This window comes from Streptomyces sp. NPDC046349 (assembly GCF_055587885.1).
In genome coordinates this window covers 135,299-153,774 of the sequence record NZ_JBVJFK010000011.1, presented here as the reverse complement: position 1 = coordinate 153,774, position 18,476 = coordinate 135,299, and the positions used below count along the sequence as shown (strand labels likewise).

General features: G+C 71.9%; 15 protein-coding genes. 7 read left to right on the top strand and 8 right to left on the bottom strand.

Annotated elements, in window-relative coordinates:
• The first annotated feature begins 14 nt into the window (after positions 1 to 14).
• Positions 15 to 392 carry a cupin domain-containing protein gene (locus ACZ6JS_RS25650; protein ID WP_469301290.1) on the top strand — a complete coding sequence of 126 codons (378 nt, stop codon included), beginning with the start codon at positions 15 to 17 and terminating at the stop codon, positions 390 to 392.
• On the opposite strand, the gene ACZ6JS_RS25645 is transcribed toward ACZ6JS_RS25650, so the two are convergent.
• From ACZ6JS_RS25645 to ACZ6JS_RS25635, 3 genes are all read right to left on the bottom strand, one after another.
• Positions 382 to 1,584 (bottom strand): MFS transporter, encoded by a 1,203-nt coding sequence (locus tag ACZ6JS_RS25645; RefSeq protein ID WP_469301585.1) that lies wholly within the window; start codon positions 1,582 to 1,584, stop codon positions 382 to 384. The genes ACZ6JS_RS25650 and ACZ6JS_RS25645 overlap by 11 nt on opposite strands.
• 328 nt (positions 1,585 to 1,912) lie before the next feature.
• Positions 1,913 to 2,476: a methylated-DNA--[protein]-cysteine S-methyltransferase gene (locus tag ACZ6JS_RS25640; RefSeq protein WP_469301288.1), complete on the bottom strand. Its 564-nt coding sequence runs from the start codon at positions 2,474 to 2,476 to the stop codon at positions 1,913 to 1,915.
• A 65-nt stretch (positions 2,477 to 2,541) separates the two neighbouring features.
• Positions 2,542 to 3,444 (bottom strand): glycerophosphodiester phosphodiesterase, encoded by a 903-nt coding sequence (locus ACZ6JS_RS25635; RefSeq protein ID WP_469301287.1) that lies wholly within the window; start codon positions 3,442 to 3,444, stop codon positions 2,542 to 2,544.
• A 234-nt stretch (positions 3,445 to 3,678) separates the two neighbouring features.
• Here ACZ6JS_RS25635 and uvrB point away from each other — a divergent pair, with 234 nt between their 5' ends.
• The 4 genes from uvrB (at position 3,679) to ACZ6JS_RS25615 (ending at position 9,744) form a co-directional block, all read left to right on the top strand.
• The gene (gene uvrB / locus ACZ6JS_RS25630) at positions 3,679 to 5,853 is read left to right on the top strand and encodes an excinuclease ABC subunit UvrB (protein ID WP_469301285.1); all 2,175 of its coding nucleotides are present in this window, start codon (positions 3,679 to 3,681) and stop codon (positions 5,851 to 5,853) included.
• Positions 5,854 to 5,941: 88 nt separating this feature from the next.
• Positions 5,942 to 6,520 (top strand): TerD family protein, encoded by a 579-nt coding sequence (locus ACZ6JS_RS25625; protein ID WP_031149156.1) that lies wholly within the window; start codon positions 5,942 to 5,944, stop codon positions 6,518 to 6,520.
• A 44-nt stretch (positions 6,521 to 6,564) separates the two neighbouring features.
• Positions 6,565 to 8,520: a TerD family protein gene (locus tag ACZ6JS_RS25620; protein WP_469301283.1), complete on the top strand. Its 1,956-nt coding sequence runs from the start codon at positions 6,565 to 6,567 to the stop codon at positions 8,518 to 8,520.
• A 240-nt stretch (positions 8,521 to 8,760) separates the two neighbouring features.
• Positions 8,761 to 9,744, top strand: coding sequence for a TerC family protein (locus ACZ6JS_RS25615; RefSeq protein WP_469301282.1), 984 nt, complete (start codon positions 8,761 to 8,763; stop codon positions 9,742 to 9,744).
• 7 nt (positions 9,745 to 9,751) lie between these two features.
• On the opposite strand, the gene ACZ6JS_RS25610 is transcribed toward ACZ6JS_RS25615, so the two are convergent.
• The 3 genes from ACZ6JS_RS25610 to ACZ6JS_RS25600 form a co-directional block, all read right to left on the bottom strand.
• A complete protein-coding gene (locus ACZ6JS_RS25610) occupies positions 9,752 to 11,077 on the bottom strand; it encodes an MFS transporter (protein WP_469301583.1) in 1,326 nt (441 codons plus the stop codon).
• 200 nt (positions 11,078 to 11,277) lie between these two features.
• The gene (locus ACZ6JS_RS25605) at positions 11,278 to 11,934 is read right to left on the bottom strand and encodes an MBL fold metallo-hydrolase (protein ID WP_469301280.1); all 657 of its coding nucleotides are present in this window, start codon (positions 11,932 to 11,934) and stop codon (positions 11,278 to 11,280) included.
• A gap of 23 nt (positions 11,935 to 11,957) precedes the next feature.
• Positions 11,958 to 12,647, bottom strand: coding sequence for a maleylpyruvate isomerase family mycothiol-dependent enzyme (locus ACZ6JS_RS25600; RefSeq protein ID WP_469301279.1), 690 nt, complete (start codon positions 12,645 to 12,647; stop codon positions 11,958 to 11,960).
• 185 nt (positions 12,648 to 12,832) lie between these two features.
• On the opposite strand from ACZ6JS_RS25600, the gene uvrA reads away from it, so the two are divergent.
• A complete protein-coding gene (gene uvrA, locus ACZ6JS_RS25595; protein ID WP_469301277.1) occupies positions 12,833 to 15,826 on the top strand; it encodes an excinuclease ABC subunit UvrA in 2,994 nt (997 codons plus the stop codon).
• Between the two features lie 72 nt (positions 15,827 to 15,898).
• On the opposite strand, the gene ACZ6JS_RS25590 is transcribed toward uvrA, so the two are convergent.
• Positions 15,899 to 16,780 carry a carbohydrate kinase family protein gene (locus tag ACZ6JS_RS25590; protein ID WP_469301275.1) on the bottom strand — a complete coding sequence of 294 codons (882 nt, stop codon included), beginning with the start codon at positions 16,778 to 16,780 and terminating at the stop codon, positions 15,899 to 15,901.
• A gap of 120 nt (positions 16,781 to 16,900) precedes the next feature.
• On the opposite strand from ACZ6JS_RS25590, the gene ACZ6JS_RS25585 reads away from it, so the two are divergent.
• Positions 16,901 to 17,332, top strand: a complete 432-nt coding sequence (locus ACZ6JS_RS25585; RefSeq protein WP_469301273.1) for a Rieske (2Fe-2S) protein — start codon at positions 16,901 to 16,903, stop codon at positions 17,330 to 17,332.
• A gap of 17 nt (positions 17,333 to 17,349) precedes the next feature.
• Here the strand turns inward: ACZ6JS_RS25585 and ACZ6JS_RS25580 are convergent, their stop codons facing one another.
• Positions 17,350 to 18,300, bottom strand: a complete 951-nt coding sequence (locus ACZ6JS_RS25580) for a hypothetical protein (RefSeq protein ID WP_469301271.1) — start codon at positions 18,298 to 18,300, stop codon at positions 17,350 to 17,352.
• Positions 18,301 to 18,476: the final 176 nt, after the last annotated feature.

Sequence of the window (18,476 nt, the reverse complement as noted above, 5' to 3'; positions counted from 1 at the left end):
TAGGCTGGCGCGCCATGAGCACCAGCGATCACTCCGCCGCCCCGGCCGCCCCCGCCTCCTTCGCCGTCACCGTGGCGGACGTGGAGCTGGAGCCCGACGACCTCGACCCCGCACAGATCGTCTCCGGCGAACCGGTCGTCACGGGCAAGGTCCTGTGGGAGTCGGCCGACGGCAAGCAGGTGCGCGGGATCTGGCAGATCACCCCGGGCGTGGTCACCGACGTCGAGGCGAACGAGTTGTTCGTGGTGGTCGGCGGCCGCGCCACCGTCGAGATCGAGGGCGGCGGGACGCTGGAGGTCGGCCCCGGCTCGGCCTGCGTCCTGCGGGAAGGCGACAAGACGGTCTGGACCGTCCACGAGACGCTCCGCAAGGCCTACCAGATCAGCTACTGACCCCCTTGGAATGCGCGGGACGGCGCGCGGTGAACAGGGCGAGCGCCGCCATCGGCAGCAGCAGCGACGCCCCGACGGCATTGAGCCAGCCGTAGCCGGCCTGCGACATGATCACGCCGGCGGCGGCCCCGCCCACGCCGGCGGCCGTGTTCATCGTGAGGTCGCTCAAACCCTGTACTGCGGCCCGCGCGGCCTGCGGCACCGAGTCGGTCAGCAGGGCCGATCCGGACACCATCCCGGCGGACCAGCCGAGGCCGAGCAGGAAGAGCCCCAGGGCGCTTTGGCCGTGGCTGGGCCCGGCCGTCCCGGCGAGCAGCGCGGCGAGCGACAGCAGCCCCGCGGCGAGGCCGATCACGGTGAGCCGCCCGAGCCGGTCCGCGAGCCACCCCATGAGCGGGGAGAAGGCGAACATCCCCGCGATGTGAACGCTGATCACCAGCCCGACGAGTTCGAGCCCGGCGCCGTGGTGGCCCAGGTCCATCGGGGTCATGACCATGATCGAGACCATGGTGGTGTGGGACACGGCGACGGTGAGGAGGGCGAGGCGGGCCCGCGGCGAGGACCTCACCGCGGCGATTCCGGCACGGATCGAGCGGCCCTCGCGGGTCTGCTCCTCGGGTGCGGCGAGCGCCCGGGCCGTCAGCAGGGGGTCCGGGCGCAGGAGTACGGCGATCAGTGCGCCCGTCAGCAGGAAGACGACGGCGGCCCACACGAAGGGACCGGCCGTCTCGGGTATGGAGGTCCCGGCGAAGCTGCGGCTCGCCGGAGCGGACAGGTTGGGGCCGAGGACCGCGCCGAGGGTGGACGCCCACACGACGACCGAGATGGCCCGGGCCCGGTGGTCCGGGGCGGCGAGGTCCGCGGCGGCGAACCGGGCCTGGAGGTTGGCCGAGGAGGCGGCCCCGAAGGCGGCCATGCCGAGCAGCAGCAGCGGGAAGTTCCTGATCGTGGCGGCGAGCACGACGAGGCCCGCCCCGGCGGCGCCGATCCCGTACGCCAGGACCAGCCCGGGGCGCCGGCCGCGCGCGGTCATCAGGGCGGCGAGCGGCAACGAGACCAGGGCGGTGCCGATCACCGAGGCGGTCGAGGCGAAGCCGGACAGCGCCTCGGTGCCGCTGACCTCGGTCGCGAGGACGGGGGCCAGGGCGATACTGATGGGCACGCCGAGGCCGCCGAGTACCTGGCCGGCCATCAGCACCCGGGAGGTGCGCTTCTGGAGCCGCGCGAGGTCCGGGACGCCGAGCGGCGGGGCGGGCCGGTCCGTGCCGGGCGAGGCGGTCACGCCGTACACCGCCCTCGCGGGTGCGCGGCGCGGGGCGCGGGGGACGTGGCGGAGCCGGGTGCGGCGGCAGCAGTAGTCACCGCCGCAGTGTGCCACCCCTTACCGCCCGGCGGAACCGGCCCGGCGCAACGGCCGGGCCCGCAGGTCGCGGCTGTCGCACCCGGTGGGTTTCCCCGGGTGGCGGACCCACCGGGTGCCGGACCCGGTGGCCGGGGCGTCCCGTGCGGGCCGAGCGAACTCAGAACAGCGGCTCCGGGAGCACCCCCTCCAACGCGAGGAGCTGCCGCTTGGTCTCCAGCCCGCCCCCGAATCCGCCGATGCCGCCGTCGTTCTCCACGACCCGGTGGCAGGGCACCACCAGCGGCAGAGGGTTCGATCCCATGGCGTTGCCCACGGCCTGGGCGGCGCCGGGTTGTCCGACGCGGGCCGCCAGCTCTCCGTAGCCGACGACCGATCCGTACGGCACGGAACGGTCCAGCTCCTGGAGCACCTGCCGGTTGAAGCCGGAGCTGAGGCGCCAGTCCAGCGGCAGGTCGAAGCGCCGCAGCGAACCGGCGAAGTACGCGGCGAGCTGGCGCACCGGCTCGGCCAGCAGCACCTCCTCACCCGCCGCGGCCCGCCGGGCGTCGGCGCCGAGCCGGGAGACGAGCGGGCCGACCATCCGGTCGAGCCGGTCCGGCCCTGCATGGAACTCGACCCGGACCAGCCCCTCGGGCGTCGCGGCCAGGAGAAGGGGGCCTATGTCGCTGGCGACGACGGCCCATTCGAGGTGCGGCCCGCGGGGCCGCTCGGTGCTGTCCACCCGTCCACGGTACGGCCCCCCTCCGACAGGCCGCCGTCCTCCCGGCCCGCCACCCCGCGCAGGCGTCAGAAGCCGCCGACCGCCTCCCGGACCACGTCCGGGGCGTTGGTGATGATCCCGTCCACGCCCATCTCCTGCACTTTACGGGCGGTCGCGGCGTCGTCGACGATCCAGGTGTCCACCTCCATCGCCCTGCCGTGGGCCCCCAGCAGACCGTGCACGGCCGTGACCCAGTCGGCCGTGATGGTGGTGTGCCACGGGTTGATCCGGTCGGTGAACTCCGCGTACCGCGGCAGGTCGGCCACGGGCGGGGTACCCAGGAAGGCCGTCACCAGGCCGGGGTGCAGCCCGTGCACGATGCGCACGGAGTCGGCGCTGAAGCTCTGCACCACCAGGCGCTGCGAGACGTGGCGCGCGTCGAGCCAGCCCGACTCGCCCAGCACCCTCAGGGTCTGCTCCTCGATCCCCGGGTAGAGCTCCGGCTTCTTGATCTCCAGCAGCAGCCGCTGCCGGTTGCGCTGCACCCGGTCGAGGTACTGCCGCAGCGTCGGGACGGAGGCCCCCGCGTACTGCTCGCCGAACCAGCTGCCCGCGTCGAGCCGGGCGATCTCGGCCGCCGTGAAGTCCTTGACCTTCCAGGGCCCGCGGTCCGGGAAGAGCTGTTCGACGTTCGTCGTCCGGGCCAGGGTGTCGTCGTGGATCACCACCAGCTCGCCGTCCCTGGTGCGCTGCACGTCGTTCTCGACCCAGTCGAAGCCCAGCCGCATCGCCAGGTCGACCGCGGCGAGGGTGTTCTCCGGGGCGTACGCCGAGGCGCCCCGGTGGGCGTACACGACGGGCCCTCCCAGCCCCAGCGGTCCGGCTTCGGATCCGGGACCGGCGGCGGCGTACGAGGCCGTCCCGCCCAGCAGGGTGAGGGCGAGGCCCAGGAATGCGGCGGCGGCCGCGGCGGCGGGTCGGACGTACATGTGCGTTCTCCTCGGGTCGTGAGCCCTGTTCCTGCGTCAGACGGGTGCGGAGCGGCAGACGTTGTGGCGATGCACTTCACCGCGATCATGGGGTTGAAGATCACCGAGCCGCCACCGAACTACGACAAACGGACCAGAACGGATGACGGTGGCCCGCACCGGCGGCGCCTCCCGGAGCGCGCCGGTACCGGGCGGGGAGACGTGAGTGTCGGTGGGGGGTCGTACGGTGGAGACATGCGGCCCGTATCGAAGATCGAACGCACGGTGGCGCCTTTCGAGGTCGTCAGCCCCTACCAGCCCAGCGGCGACCAGCCGGCGGCCATCGCCGAGCTGGAGAAGCGCATCCGTGCAGGTGAGAAGGATGTCGTCCTGCTGGGTGCGACCGGCACCGGCAAGTCGGCGACCACCGCCTGGATGATCGAGAAGCTCCAGCGCCCCACCCTGGTCATGGCGCCGAACAAGACGCTGGCCGCCCAGCTGGCGAACGAGTTCCGCGAGCTCCTGCCGAACAACGCCGTCGAGTACTTCGTCTCGTACTACGACTACTACCAGCCCGAGGCCTACGTACCGCAGTCGGACACGTACATCGAGAAGGACTCCTCGATCAACGAGGAGGTGGAGCGGCTGCGCCACTCCGCCACCAATTCGCTGCTGACCCGGCGGGACGTGATCGTCGTCGCCTCGGTGTCCTGCATCTACGGCCTCGGCACCCCGCAGGAGTACGTCGACCGGATGGTCTCGCTCAAGGTGGGCGAGGAGATCGACCGGGACCAGCTGCTGCGCCGCTTCGTCGACATCCAGTACACGCGCAACGACGTCGCCTTCACCCGCGGCACCTTCCGGGTGCGCGGCGACACCATCGAGATCTTCCCGGTCTACGAGGAACTGGCCGTCCGCATCGAGATGTTCGGCGACGAGATCGAGGCCCTCTCCACGCTGCACCCGCTGACCGGCGAGGTCATCAGCGACGACCGCGAGCTGTACGTCTTCCCCGCCAGCCACTACGTCGCCGGCCCCGAGCGCATGGAGAAGGCGATCAACGGCATCGAGGCGGAGCTGGCCGAGCGCCTCGCCGAGCTGGAGAAGCAGGGCAAGATGCTGGAGGCCCAGCGCCTGCGCATGCGCACCACCTACGACCTGGAGATGATGCGCCAGATCGGGTCCTGCTCCGGCATCGAGAACTACTCGCTGCACATGGACGACCGCGAGCGCGGGTCGGCGCCCAACACCCTGATCGACTACTTCCCGGAGGACTTCCTCCTGGTCATCGACGAGTCGCACGTCACCGTGCCCCAGATCGGCGCCATGTACGAGGGCGACGCCTCACGGAAGCGGACCCTGGTCGACCACGGCTTCCGGCTGCCGTCCGCGCTGGACAACCGGCCGCTGAAGTGGGAGGAGTTCCAGGAGCGCATCGGACAGACCGTCTACCTGTCGGCGACCCCCGGCAAGTACGAGCTCTCGCGGGGCGACGGCTTCGTCGAGCAGATCATCCGCCCCACCGGCCTCATCGACCCCGAGGTCGTGGTCAAGCCCACCGAGGGCCAGATCGACGACCTGGTCCACGAGATCCGCAAGCGGGTCGAGAAGGACGAGCGGGTCCTGGTCACCACCCTCACCAAGAAGATGGCCGAGGACCTCACGGACTACTTCCTGGAGCTCGGCATCCAGGTCCGCTACCTGCACAGCGACGTCGACACCCTGCGCCGCATCGAGCTCCTGCGGGAGCTGCGGGCCGGCGAGTACGACGTCCTCGTCGGCATCAACCTGCTGCGCGAGGGCCTCGACCTGCCCGAGGTCTCCCTGGTGGCGATCCTCGACGCCGACAAGGAGGGCTTCCTGCGGTCGGGCACCTCCCTGATCCAGACCATCGGCCGCGCCGCGCGCAACGTGTCCGGCCAGGTCCACATGTACGCGGACAAGGTCACGCCGGGCATGGAGAAGGCGATCGAGGAGACCAACCGGCGCCGCGAGAAGCAGATCGCCTACAACACGGCGAACGGGATCGACCCGCAGCCGCTCCGCAAGAAGATCAACGACATCGTGGCCACCATCGCCCGCGAGGAACTGGACACCGAGCAGCTCCTCGGCACCGGATACCGGCAGGGCAAGGAGGGCAAGGGCACCAAGGCGCCGGTGCCGGCGCTCGGCGCTCTCGCGGCCCACGCCCCGGCGGGCGCCAAGGGCGGCAAGGGCGCGAAGCCGGCCAAGGGAGCCAGGGGAGCGAAGGGCGCCGAGGTGCTCACCGACCGCCCGGCCGCCGAACTGGCCTCGCTCATCGAGCAGATGACCGAGCGCATGCGCGCCGCCGCGGCGGAGCTCCAGTTCGAGGTCGCGGCCCGGATCCGGGACGAGGTCGGCGAGCTGAAGAAGGAGCTTCGGCAGATGAAGGAAGCGGGCCTCGCCTGAGTCGGGGGCTGTCAGTAGGGTTGGGTCACAGCCGCAGGAACACGCTGCGCACCAGTCAACTGGGGCGGGCTATGGAGAGGGGACGCGCGTGACGGTCAACATGACCAAGGGTCAGGCCATCAGTCTGCAGAAGGCGGACGGAGGGACGCTGACCGCGGTCCGGATGGGCCTGGGCTGGCAGGCGGCCAAGCGCCGCGGACTGTTCGGCTCGCGGACGCGGGAGATCGACCTCGACGCGTCGGCGGTGCTCTTCGCCGACAAGCAGCCGGTCGACGTGGTCTTCTTCCGCCACCTGCAGAGCGACGACGGCTCGGTGCGCCACACCGGTGACAACCTCGTCGGCGGCGTCGGCCAGGGCGGGGACGACGAGGCGATCCTCGTCGACCTCCAGCGCGTGCCGGTGCACATCGACCAGATCGTCTTCACGGTGAACTCCTTCACCGGCCAGACGTTCCAGGAGGTGCAGAACGCCTTCTGCCGCATCGTCGACGAGACCAACGGCCAGGAGCTGGCCCGCTACACCCTCGACGGCGGCGGCGCGTACACCGCGCAGATCATGGCGAAGGTGTCCCGCGCGGGATCCGGCTGGCAGATGACGGCCCTGGGCAACCCGGCCAACGGCCGGACCTTCCAGGACCTGATGCCGGCGATCCTGCCGCACCTGTAGCAGTACCGGAAGAAGAGAAGAACGCACGGGGGAGGGGCTGCACGATGACGGCCGAACTGGTCCGGGGACAGAACCACCCCGTGTCCCGGAGCCGGGTGGAGATCAGGGTCTCGGCGGGCACACCGGTGCTCGCCCTGGCCTCGCTCGCCGACGAACAGGGCCGGCTCACCGGCAGTGGGGTCCTGGCCCACCCGGGCGCCAGGTCCCTCCCCGGCGTGCACGCGCCGGCGGACCTCGCCGACCGGCACACCTTCGCCGTGGACCTCGACGCCGTCGCGGCGGACGTCCACCAGGTCGGCGTGCTGCTCGTACTGCCGCCCGGCGGTCCGGTCCGCTTCGGCGCGGTCCCCGCCTCCTACGTGGCCGTGGCAGCTCCCGACGGCGGCGGCGAGATCGCCGGCTACACGCTCACCGGTCTGGACGCCGAGACCGCCGTGATCGCCCTGGAGCTGTACCGGCGCCAGGGCGCCTGGAAGGTCCGCGCCGTCGGCCAGGGCTACGCCGACGGCCTCGGCGCCCTGCTCGCCGACGGCGGGATGCCCGCACCGGCCGCCCGGGAGCTGGCCGCCACCGCACTGCGCGCCGCCGCGCCGGCGAAGGAGGCCGACACGACGCTCGCGGCCATGCCCAGCCTCGTCGGCGAGCTGCGCCCCCCGCAGACCCCCGCCCAGGCCCCCGCGCCCGCCCCGGAGCCCCCGGACCCGATGCCGGTCTCCGGCGTCCCGTACGCCGGTACGCCCGGCCCCGCGCCCGCCGGCGAGGGCTCCCCGCCCACGATCAGCTACACCCACCCCCGCCGCCGCACCAGCAGCGAGCCGCCCGAGCCGGGCCCCCGTCCCGCCCCGGCGGCCGAGCCCGGACAGCCCCCGCGACCGGTCGCCGGCGACGCCAGCGGCTGGTCCATGGACGAACGGCTCTACAACCAGGTCTGGGGCATGTTCGAGGACCTGGCGCGCACGGTCGCCGCCTACCGCAGCGCCGTGGAGTTCGCCGACACCCGCATGGACCGGGAGCTCGACGACGCCCTCTCGGACCCGCGCCACCGCATCGGCGGCTCCGGCAACGCCGCTCGCGACACCGCCCGCGCCCGCCGCGAGGAACTGGTCGCCCAGGCCCAGGCCGTCCTCGACCGCGACCTCGCCCAGCTGATCGCCGAGTCCGAGGTCGTCGAGCCCGCGCTGCCGGCCTCGTACGCCCGCTGGGACAACCCCGTCTGGCACGGCCACCGCACGCCCGAGGAGGGCCCCCTGGCCCTGCGCCTGGGCGACCTGCACCTTCCCGAGCGGCCCGACCTGCGCATCCCCATGCTGGTCCGGGTGCCGCTGGAGCGCGGACTGTGGATCGACAACGGCCGCACCGGTTCCGAGGCCGCGATGGCCATGGACACCGACCGGCTGCGCCGCGCCGCCATGGACATGGCCGTCGCCCACGCGGTGCGGCTGCTCGCGGTCCACCCCGCCGACCGGTTCTCCGTCCACGTCATCGACGCGGCCGGGGCCGGTGCCGCCTCCCTGGCGCCCCTCGTGCGGGCCGGGGTGCTCGCCGCGCCGCCCGCCGCCGGGGCCGCAGGGGTCAGCAGTACGCTGGCGGCTCTGACCCGGCGGGTGGACCTCGTACAGATGGCGCTGAAGGCCGGAGCCCCCGAGGACCTGCCGCCGGACGTGGACACGGCCGAGCAACTACTCATCGTGCACGACTTCCCGCACGGCTTCGACGACCGGGCCGTCACCCAGCTGCGCTACCTCGCCGACGAGGGCGCGGCGGTCGGCGTCCACCTGCTGATGGTCGCCGACCGTGACGAGGCGTCCGCCTACGGGCCGCTGCTGGATCCGCTGTGGCGCTCCCTGATGCGGCTCTCGCCGGTACCGGACAACCACCTCGCGGACCCCTGGGTGCACCACGCCTGGACCTTCGAGGCGGACCTTCCGCCGCAGGGCAGCCGGGTCCTCGACCAGGCGCTCGAGCGGGTGGCGGAGGCCCGGCGCACTACCCGTCCGTGACCATCCTTTGGCATTCCCTTTACCTTTGCCGTGTTCGGCGGGTAAGCTCGTCCGTGCGGAGGGGAGTATTCCTGCTTTCCTGCTACGGCGTACCCGTCAATACGGACCGTTGCGTTTGAGATGAACGCACGTGGGTCCCGGGGCGTCGGCCCACGGCCTCCAGGCCGCCCGGGTGGAAGAGACCTCCGGCAGCGATGACGCTGACGAAGTGCTGAGCCATCCGCCGGAGGCGTATTCACCATGGAAGTTTCCTGGGCCCTGTGGGTCGCGACCATCCTCGGTCTGTCCCTGCTCATCGGCGCCGATTTCTTCATCGGCCGCAAGCCCCACGACGTGTCGATCAAGGAAGCCGGCACCTGGACGGTCGTCTGGATCGTCCTCGCCGCACTCTTCGGCCTCGGCCTGTGGTTCTTCGGCAACCCCCAGGCGTCGCAGGAGTTCTTCGCGGGCTTCATCACCGAGAAGTCCCTGAGCGTCGACAACCTCTTCGTCTTCGTCCTGATCATGGCGAAGTTCGCGGTGCCCTCCCACCTCCAGCAGCGCGTGCTGCTGATCGGCGTGCTGATCGCACTCGTCCTGCGCGCGATCTTCATCGCCGCCGGCGCCGCGATCATCGCCAGCTTCAGCTGGGTCTTCTACATCTTCGGCGCGTTCCTGATCTACACCGCGTGGAAGCTGATCCAGGAGGCACGCAAGGACGAGGAGGACGAGGAGTTCGAGGAGAACCGCCTCCTGAAGTCCGTCGAGAAGAAGTTCGGGGTCGCCGACCAGTACCACGGCACCAAGCTCTTCATCGTCAACAACGGCAAGCGCGTGCTGACGCCGCTGATGATCGTCATGCTCGCCATCGGCACCACCGACGTGCTGTTCGCGCTGGACTCGATCCCGGCCATCTTCGGCCTCACCCAGGACCCGTACATCGTCTTCACGGCCAACGCCTTCGCGCTGATGGGTCTGCGCCAGCTGTACTTCCTCATCGGCGGCCTGCTGGAGAAGCTGGTCCACCTCAGCTACGGCCTGTCGATCATCCTCGGGTTCATCGGCGTCAAGCTGGTGCTGCACGCCCTGCACGAGTCCGGGGTCCACGTCCCGGAGATCTCGATCCCGCTCTCCCTGGGCGTCATCTGCGGTGTCCTGGTGATCACCACGATCACCAGCCTGATCGCCTCGAAGAAGCAGGCGGCGGCCGAGGCCGCCACCCGCACCGAGAGCATCGACGCCTGACCCGGACCTAGGCGGGGGCGGCCGCTTCGGCCGCCCCCGTTTGCGTTTCCCGCACCCCGGCGGGCCCGCCCGACCGCTTCCCCACCACCCGGGGACCGGTCTCCGGGAGCAGCGCGAAGCACGCAAGGCTGACCAGGGCGATCGCCGTGAGGTACGCCGCGACGCCCCACGGCGGACCGGAGCCGTCCGCCAGCGCCGTCGCCACGATCGGGGTCAGCGCCCCGCCCAGCACGCCGCCCACGTTGTAGCCCACGGCCGCACCCGTGCAGCGGATCCGCGGCGCGTACAGCTCCGGGAGGTAGGCGCCCACCACCGCGAACATCGTCACCATGCCCAGCAGCGCCACGGCGAAGCCAAGCGTCATCAGCAACGGGTCGGCCGTCCGCAACAGCGCCACCAGCGGGAACATCCACACGGCGCTGGCCGCGCACCCGGCCAGGCACAGCGGACGCCGACCGTAGCGGTCGCCGAGCGCGGCGAGCAGCGGGGTCATCAGGCCCTTGAAAGCCACGGCCGCCATGATGCAGGCCAGCATCGTCGTGCGGCCCACCGAGAGGTGCTCGGTGGCGTAGGCGAGGGACCAGGTGGTGACCGCGTAGAAGACGGCGTAGCCCACGGCGAGGGCCCCGCCGGTCAGCAGGAGGAGCCGCCAGTGGCCCCGGACCACCTCGGCGAGCGGGGCGTCGGCCCGCCGCCCCGTCGCCGCCAGCGCCCGGAACTGGGGGGTCTCCTCCACCGAGCGGCGCAGCCACAGCCCGGCCAGGGCCAGCAGTCCGGCCGCCCAGAACGGCACGCGCCACCCCCAGGAGGTGAACTGCGCCTCCGACAGCGAGGCGGACAGCCCCAGCATCAGGCCGTTGGCCAGCAGGAACCCCACCGCCGGGCCGATCTGCGGGAAGCTCGCCCACAGTCCGCGGCGGTGTTCCGGGGCGTGCTCGGCGGTCAGCAGCACCGCGCCGCCCCACTCGCCGCCGAGCCCCAGGCCCTGGAGGAAGCGCAGCAGGAGCAGCAGCACCGGCGCGGCGATGCCGATCGTCCCGTACGTCGGCACACAGCCGACGGCGACCGTGGCGAGGCCGGTGAGCAGCAGGGATGCCAGGAGGACCGGGCGCCGGCCGTAGCGGTCGCCGATGTGGCCGAAAAGGGCGGATCCCAGCGGGCGGGCGAGGAAGCCCGCGCCGAACGTGCCGAAGGCGGCGAGGGTCCCGGCCAGCGGGGAGAAGGAGGGGAAGAAGAGCGGGCCGAGCACGAGTGCGGCGGCCGTGCCGTACACGAAGAAGTCGTAGAACTCGATGGCGGTCCCGGCGAGCGCCGCGGTGGCGACCCGCAGCATGCCGGGCCGGGCGGGGCCGCCGTCGTCAGCGGCCCGCGGGGCCGGAGTGGGGGCGGCAGGGACGTGGGGCGGGGAGGGGTCCTGTTGCATGCCGCACCAGATACCGCCTCCCCGTCCGCCGGGACATGAGTTCGGCCGTCAACGACCGGAAGGAGTGCGCCGCGCGCCGAAGTTGACGCGTTGCGATCCCTGGACGGCCCCTACCAGCCGCGCTCGCGCCACTCCGCCAGGTGCGGACGCTCCGCGCCGAGGGTGGTGTCGTTGCCGTGGCCGGGGTAGACCCAGGTCTCGTCGGGCAGCTGCTCGAAGAGCTTGTGCTGCACGTCGTCGAGGAGGCTCTCGAAGGCCTCCGGGTCGCCGTGGGTGTTGCCGACGCCGCCCGGGAAGAGGCAGTCGCCGGTGAACACGTGCGCGTGCCCGTGCGGGTCGTCGTAGACCAGGGCGATCGAGCCGGGGGTGTGCCCGACCAGGTGCCGTGCGGTCAGCTCGACCCGTCCGACGCGCACGGTGTCCCCGTCCGCGACCGCGACGTCGGTCGCGACCGGGATGCCCTCGGCGTCGAGGGCGCCCGCGTAGGTCCGCGCCCCGGTGGCCGCCACGACCTCCGCGAGCGCGCCCCAGTGGTCGCCGTGCCGGTGGGTGGTGACGACGGAGGCGATGCCGTCGTCGCCGATCAGGTTCAGCAGCGTCTGGGGTTCTGCTGCCGCGTCGATGAGCAGCTGCTCATCGGTGGCCCGACAGCGCAGCAGGTACGCGTTGTTGTTCATCGAACCCACCGCGACCTTGGAAATCATCAGGTCCGCGAGCTCGTGCACGTCGGCCGGACCGCCGACCTTGACCTCTCCGGTGTACGTCATGTGTTGATCCTAGAGGTGTCGTCCTACAACGGCGGGAGCTCGGGAAGGGGGCCGCCCGTGGTGGTCAGGGAGGCGCCCTTGTCGCCGCGGCCCGCGAGCCAGGCGAGCAGGGCGGCGGGGGAGCCCGACACGGTCACGGCGGGGTCCCCGGCGGAGCCGGTGCGCCAGGTGCGCCCGTCGGCGGCGGCCAGGGCGGTGGGGGGTACCTCGGGGCGTCCTGACCAGCGGTCGGCGAGGAAGGTGATCTCGCGGTCGGTGAACTCCTCCGGGAGGTCGGAGAGCTCGTAGCCGATGTTCAGGTCGACGTGGTGCAGGTCCACCTCGACCCAGCGGCGGAAGGGCACGTTCGAGGCGAGGTCGGTGACGCCGTTGCGCAGCTCGACGGTGCGGGACCAGTCCTGGTCGTGCTCCGTGGCGGCGAGGAAGCGGGCCGCGGAATCACGGAGGTCCGCCAGGTGTTCTTCCAGGTGCCGGCCGGCGTCGCGTGCGATGTCCGCGTCGCGCGCCTCGCCGCTCTCGTACATCGGGCGGCCCTCGAAGACGTTCAGGAGGGCGTCGGCGTTGCGCGCGAGGTGGGCCAGGACGTGGCCCCGCGTCCAGCCCGGGAGGTGTGACCCCTCGGACAGGGCGGCGTTGTCCAGTTTCGCGACCGCGGTCAGCAGCCGGTCCGTGGCTTCACGTACAGATCGCAGGTCGTGCACATGATCAGTCATGGCTTCGAGCCTAGTGCTCGAAGCCCGCGGCCACACGATCGGGTGAAGAGGTCTGCGGAGTGCCGTAAATCGAATGTGCGTGCTATACGCTCGAAGTCAAGACTCCATCTCCACCGCAGAGGCGCCCCCCATATCCTGGGACGGGGGCCGTGCCCCCCGCTCTCTCAAGAAAGGTGCGGACCGGCGTGACCGACCGTCTCATCGTTCGTGGCGCTCGCGAGCACAACCTCAAGAACGTCTCGCTCGACCTCCCCCGCGACTCGCTCATCGTCTTCACCGGACTCTCCGGGTCGGGCAAGTCCTCCCTGGCCTTCGACACGATCTTCGCCGAGGGCCAGCGCCGCTACGTCGAGTCGCTCTCGTCGTACGCCCGCCAGTTCCTCGGGCAGATGGACAAGCCCGACGTCGACTTCATCGAGGGCCTCTCCCCGGCCGTCTCGATCGACCAGAAGTCCACCTCGCGCAACCCGCGCTCGACGGTGGGCACGATCACCGAGGTCTACGACTACCTCCGCCTCCTCTTCGCCCGCATCGGCAAGCCGCACTGCCCCGAGTGCCGTCGGCCCATCTCGCGCCAGTCGCCGCAGGCGATCGTCGACAAGGTGCTCGCGCTCCCCGAGGGCAGCCGCTTCCAGGTGCTCTCGCCGCTCGTGCGCGAGCGCAAGGGCGAGTTCGTCGACCTCTTCGCCGACCTCCAGACCAAGGGCTACAGCCGGGCGCGGGTGGACGGCCAGACCATCCAGCTCTCCGAGCCGCCGACGCTGAAGAAGCAGGAGAAGCACACGATCGAGGTGGTCATCGACCGCCTCACCGTCAAGGACAGCGCCAAGCGCCGGCTCACCGACTCCGTGGAGACCGCCCTCGGCCTCTCCGGCGGCATGGTGATCCTGGACTTCGTCGACCTCGCCGAGGACGACCCCGACCGTGAGCGGATGTACTCCGAGCACCTCTACTGCCCGTACGACGACCTGTCCTTCGAGGAGCTGGAGCCGCGCTCCTTCTCCTTCAACTCGCCCTTCGGCGCCTGCCCCGAGTGCACCGGCATCGGTACGCGCATGGAGGTGGACCCGGAGCTGATCGTCCCGGACGAGGAGAAGTCCCTGGACGAGGGCGCCGTCTCCCCGTGGTCGCTCGGCCACACCAAGGACTACTTCCAGCGGCTGATCGGCGCGCTCGCCGGCGAGCTCGGATTCCGCACGGACATCCCGTGGGCCGGGCTGCCGGTGCGCGCGAAGAAGGCCCTGCTCTACGGCCACCGGACGCAGATCGAGGTGCGCTACCGCAACCGCTACGGGCGCGAGCGGGCCTACACGACGGCCTTCGAGGGCGCCGTGCCGTTCGTGAAGCGGCGGCACTCGGAGTCGGAGAGCGACGCGAGCCGCGAGCGCTTCGAGGGCTACATGCGCGAAGTGCCCTGCCCCACCTGTGAGGGCACCCGCCTCAAGCCGATCGTCCTCGCGGTGACGGTGATGGAGAAGTCCATCGCCGAGGTCGCCGCCATGTCGATCAGCGAATGCGCGGACTTCCTGGGGCGGCTGCGCCTCGACGCCCGCGACAAGAAGATCGCGGAGCGGGTCCTGAAGGAGGTCAACGAGCGGCTCCGCTTCCTCGTGGACGTCGGTCTGGACTACCTCTCCCTCAACCGGGCCGCCGGCACGCTGTCCGGCGGCGAGGCCCAGCGCATCCGGCTCGCCACGCAGATCGGCTCCGGCCTCGTCGGCGTGCTCTACGTGCTGGACGAGCCCTCCATCGGCCTGCACCAGCGCGACAACCACCGGCTGATCGAGACGCTGGTGCGGCTGCGGGACATGGGCAACACCCTCATCGTCGTCGAGCACGACGAGGACACCATCAAGGTTGCCGACTGGGTCGTGGACATCGGCCCGGGTGCGGGCGAGCACGGCGGCAAGGTGGTCCACAGCGGTTCGCTCAAGGACCTGCTGAAGAACACCGAGTCGATGACCGGCCAATACCTGTCGGGCAAGAAGTCCATCGAGATCCCGGACATCCGCCGGCCCGTGAACGGCGAGCGCAGGCTGACCGTCCACGGGGCCAAGGAGAACAACCTCCGCGACATCGACGTCTCCTTCCCGCTGGGCGTGCTCACAGCCGTCACCGGTGTCTCGGGCTCCGGAAAGTCCACCCTGGTCAACGACATCCTCTACACCCACCTGGCGCGCGAGCTCAACGGCGCCCGCTCGGTGCCGGGCCGCCACACCCGCGTGGAGGGGGACGACCTCGTCGACAAGGTGGTCCACGTCGACCAGTCGCCCATCGGCCGGACGCCCCGGTCGAACCCGGCGACGTACACCGGGGTCTTCGACCACGTGCGCAAGCTCTTCGCCGAGACGATGGAGGCGAAGGTGCGCGGCTACCTGCCGGGCCGCTTCTCCTTCAACGTCAAGGGCGGCCGGTGCGAGAACTGCTCCGGCGACGGCACGATCAAGATCGAGATGAACTTCCTGCCGGACGTCTACGTCCCGTGCGAGGTCTGCCACGGCGACCGGTACAACCGGGAGACCCTCGAGGTCCACTACAAGGGCAAGTCCATCGCGGAAGTGCTGAACATGCCGATCGAGGAGGCGCTGGGCTTTTTCGAGGCGGTTCCGACCATCGCGCGCCACCTCAAGACGCTCAACGAGGTCGGACTGGGCTACGTCCGCCTCGGCCAGTCCGCGCCGACCCTGTCGGGCGGCGAGGCGCAGCGCGTGAAGCTGGCCTCCGAGCTGCAGAAGCGCTCGACGGGCCGGACGGTGTACGTGCTGGACGAGCCGACGACGGGCCTGCACTTCGAGGACATCTCGAAGCTGATCAAGGTGCTCTCGGGGCTGGTCGACAAGGGCAACTCGGTGATCGTCATCGAGCACAACCTGGACGTCATCAAGACCGCGGACTGGGTCATCGACATGGGCCCCGAAGGCGGCTACGGGGGCGGACTGGTGGTGGCCGAGGGCACGCCCGAGCAGGTGGCCTCGGTGGGCGCGAGCCACACGGGCAAGTTCCTGCGGGACATCCTGGGCGCCGACCGCGTCTCCGACGCGGGGGCGTCTCCGGTGCGGGCCGCGGCGAAGAAGGCCCCGGCCAAGAGGGCGGCCGCCGCGAAGAAGGCGGCCCCGGCCAAGAAGACGGCGGCCAAGACGGCGGCCAAGAAGACGACGACGCGGGCCCGCAAGGCCTAGTCGCTGCGTCCGGCCCGGCGGGAGGCCCCGGCCGTCGTGCCGGGGCCCTCCGCCGTCGGCGGCGTTCGGCGCCTATCCGCTGAGCTCCGCCGCGTACGGCGGTTCCGCTCCCGGACGGGTGCAGGTGAGGGCCGCCGCGTGGGCGGCGTAGGCCAGGACGTCCGGCCAGTCCACCGGAGCGCTCGGATCCGCCGCGAGTCGGTGCAGCAGAGCGGCGTTGACGGTGTCCCCCGCCCCGATCGTGTCCGCCACCGCGACCGGGCGGGCCGCGGCCGAGTGCTCGGCGCCCTCCCGCGTCCAGACCGTCAGGCCCGCCGCGCCGCGGGTCAGCACCACCGCCGAGGGGCCGGCCGCCAGCCAGTCCCCGACCCGGCCGCCCAGCCAGGCGGCGTCCTCCTCGGACAGCTTCAGGACACCGGTGTGCGGCAGCAGCCGGTCGGTGAAGCGCGCGCGGTAGCCCGCCGGGTCCGCGATCAGCGCCGGCCGGATGTTCGGGTCCAGCAGCGTCAGCAGCCCGCGCGCCGACTCCCGGCGCAGCAATGCCTCGTACGCACTCGCTCCCGGCTCCAGCACGAGCGAGCAGGTGCCGAGGGCGAGGGCGCGTACTCCCTCCGGGAGGGCGGGCGGCAGGGTGAACAGCCGGTCCGCGGTGCCCTCGACGTAGAACCCGTATGAGGCCGAGCCGTCCGGGGCCAGGGAGGGCACGGCGAGGGTGGTCGGCTCCGGCCCGCGCTGGACCAGTGACACGTCCACCCCGGCCGCCCGCAGTCCGGCCAGCAGGCTCTCGCCGAAGCCGTCCGTCGAGACCCGGGAACAGAAGGCGGTCTCCGCACCGAGACGACCGAGGGCGCGCGCCGTGTTGTACGGCCCGCCGCCCGGCCGGGGCAGCAGCGCGCCCGGCGGTCCGACCGCGGGCACCAGGTCGATGAGGGCTTCTCCGCCGACGACGATCACGCGGAGGAAGGTACTCCATGGGGCGGCGGTATCGTCGGGTGGGCCGGTGCGCGGGCCGGGCCCCGGTCCGAGACCCCGTCCGTGCCCCGCCCCACCGCGCCCGCACCCCAGGAGAACCGCATGTCCGTGCCGCAGTCAGCCGCCCGCCGTACCGTCCTCAAGGGCGCCGCCGCGCTCGCGGGGGCCGCCGGCGCCGGGGCGGCGCTCACGGCCTGCTCCACGGAGACCAACAGCGGCGGCAACACCCCCCCGACCCCCACCGCCCCCGTGGAACTGGGTGCGGCGGCCGACGTCCCGGTGGGCGGCGCGAAGCTCTACCGGGAGCGGAAGTTGATCGTCAGCTGCCCGGCGGAGGGCCGGTACAAGGCGTTCAGCGCACAGTGCACGCATGCCGGCTGCGTCCTCGACAAGATCGTCGAAGGGGAGGGGAACTGCCCCTGCCACGGGAGCCGCTTCGACGTGTCGACGGGCAAGGTCCTGCGCGGCCCGGCCGACCGGCCGCTGCCGGAGGTGCCGGTCCGCGCGGAGAACGGCAGGCTCGTCGCCGGCTGACCGGTACCCCGTACGGATCAGTCCCAGTCCCAGGCGATCCCGAGGATCCCGCGCCGCACCGACTGCTCCACCAGATGCACCGCCCGGTGCCGGCCGCTCGGCGTCAGATCGGCCAGGCCGGTGCGCGGGGCGTCCGGCCCGCTGCGGGCGAACCGCCGGCAGCGCACCGGTAGGGCCGCCGCGTCGAAGCGGACCTGGAGCATGTACTGGCCGCCCGCGTAGCTGAAACCGCGCACGTACTCGCCGCTGCGCGGGCCCGTGCCGTCCTCGACCCCGTAGCCGAAGACGTAGGTGTCCCCGCGGCGCAGCCGGGCGTCGAAGAGCAGCTCCGCGACCACCACTCCGGCCTCGGGATGGCACCGCACCCGGCCCGTACGGCAGTTCTCGTACGCGGTCACGCGCACCCGGGACACGTCGCAGCCCGGGTCGCCGTGATGCACGGCGAGGTAGCGGTCGACCCCGTCCCGGTGCGCCCGGACGATCTGCTGCGACTCGCGGACCCGCAGCTCGCCCGCCTCTCCGATGCGGACCCGCTCGTGGTGGCCGAGTGAGTGCAGCCCGCCGTCCGGTGGGAGTTCCATCCCGTCCAGCAGCCGCTCCACCGTCCCACCCGCGCTGAACAGGGCCCGGTACGAGCGGCCGGCCGGGCGGGCGGCGGGCCCCGCGACGGATGCCGGGTCGGGGACCGCCAGCAGCCTGAGCAGGGCGCCGTCGGGCAGCTCCAGGATCGCCTCCAGGGCGGTGACGGCCCGCAGGGATTCCGGCTGGCGCGGCCTGCGGGCGCCCTGCTGCCAGTAACTCAGGCTCGTCACGCCGACCTTGATGCCCTGCGCCGCGAGGTGGTGCTGCACCCGCTGGAGGGGCAGCCCGCGGGCGGCGAGGGCGGCGCGCAGGGCGAGATGGAAGGGGCCGCCGCGCAGCAGCCGGTTCAGTTCCGCCATGTGCGCCGGATCCGTGGAAGGCCGCATGGCGACTCCTCTGTGAACGTTCACACGCGCCGGGGTGGGGGATCACGGCGGCAGCGTCGGGGGACCAGGTGAAACGACAGCAACCGTTCACACCGCAGTCCCACCGTTCACACTGCAACGTCATCGCGTATTGAAGCGTGTTGACCTGATCGCGACAACTCCCTGATGCTCCTCCA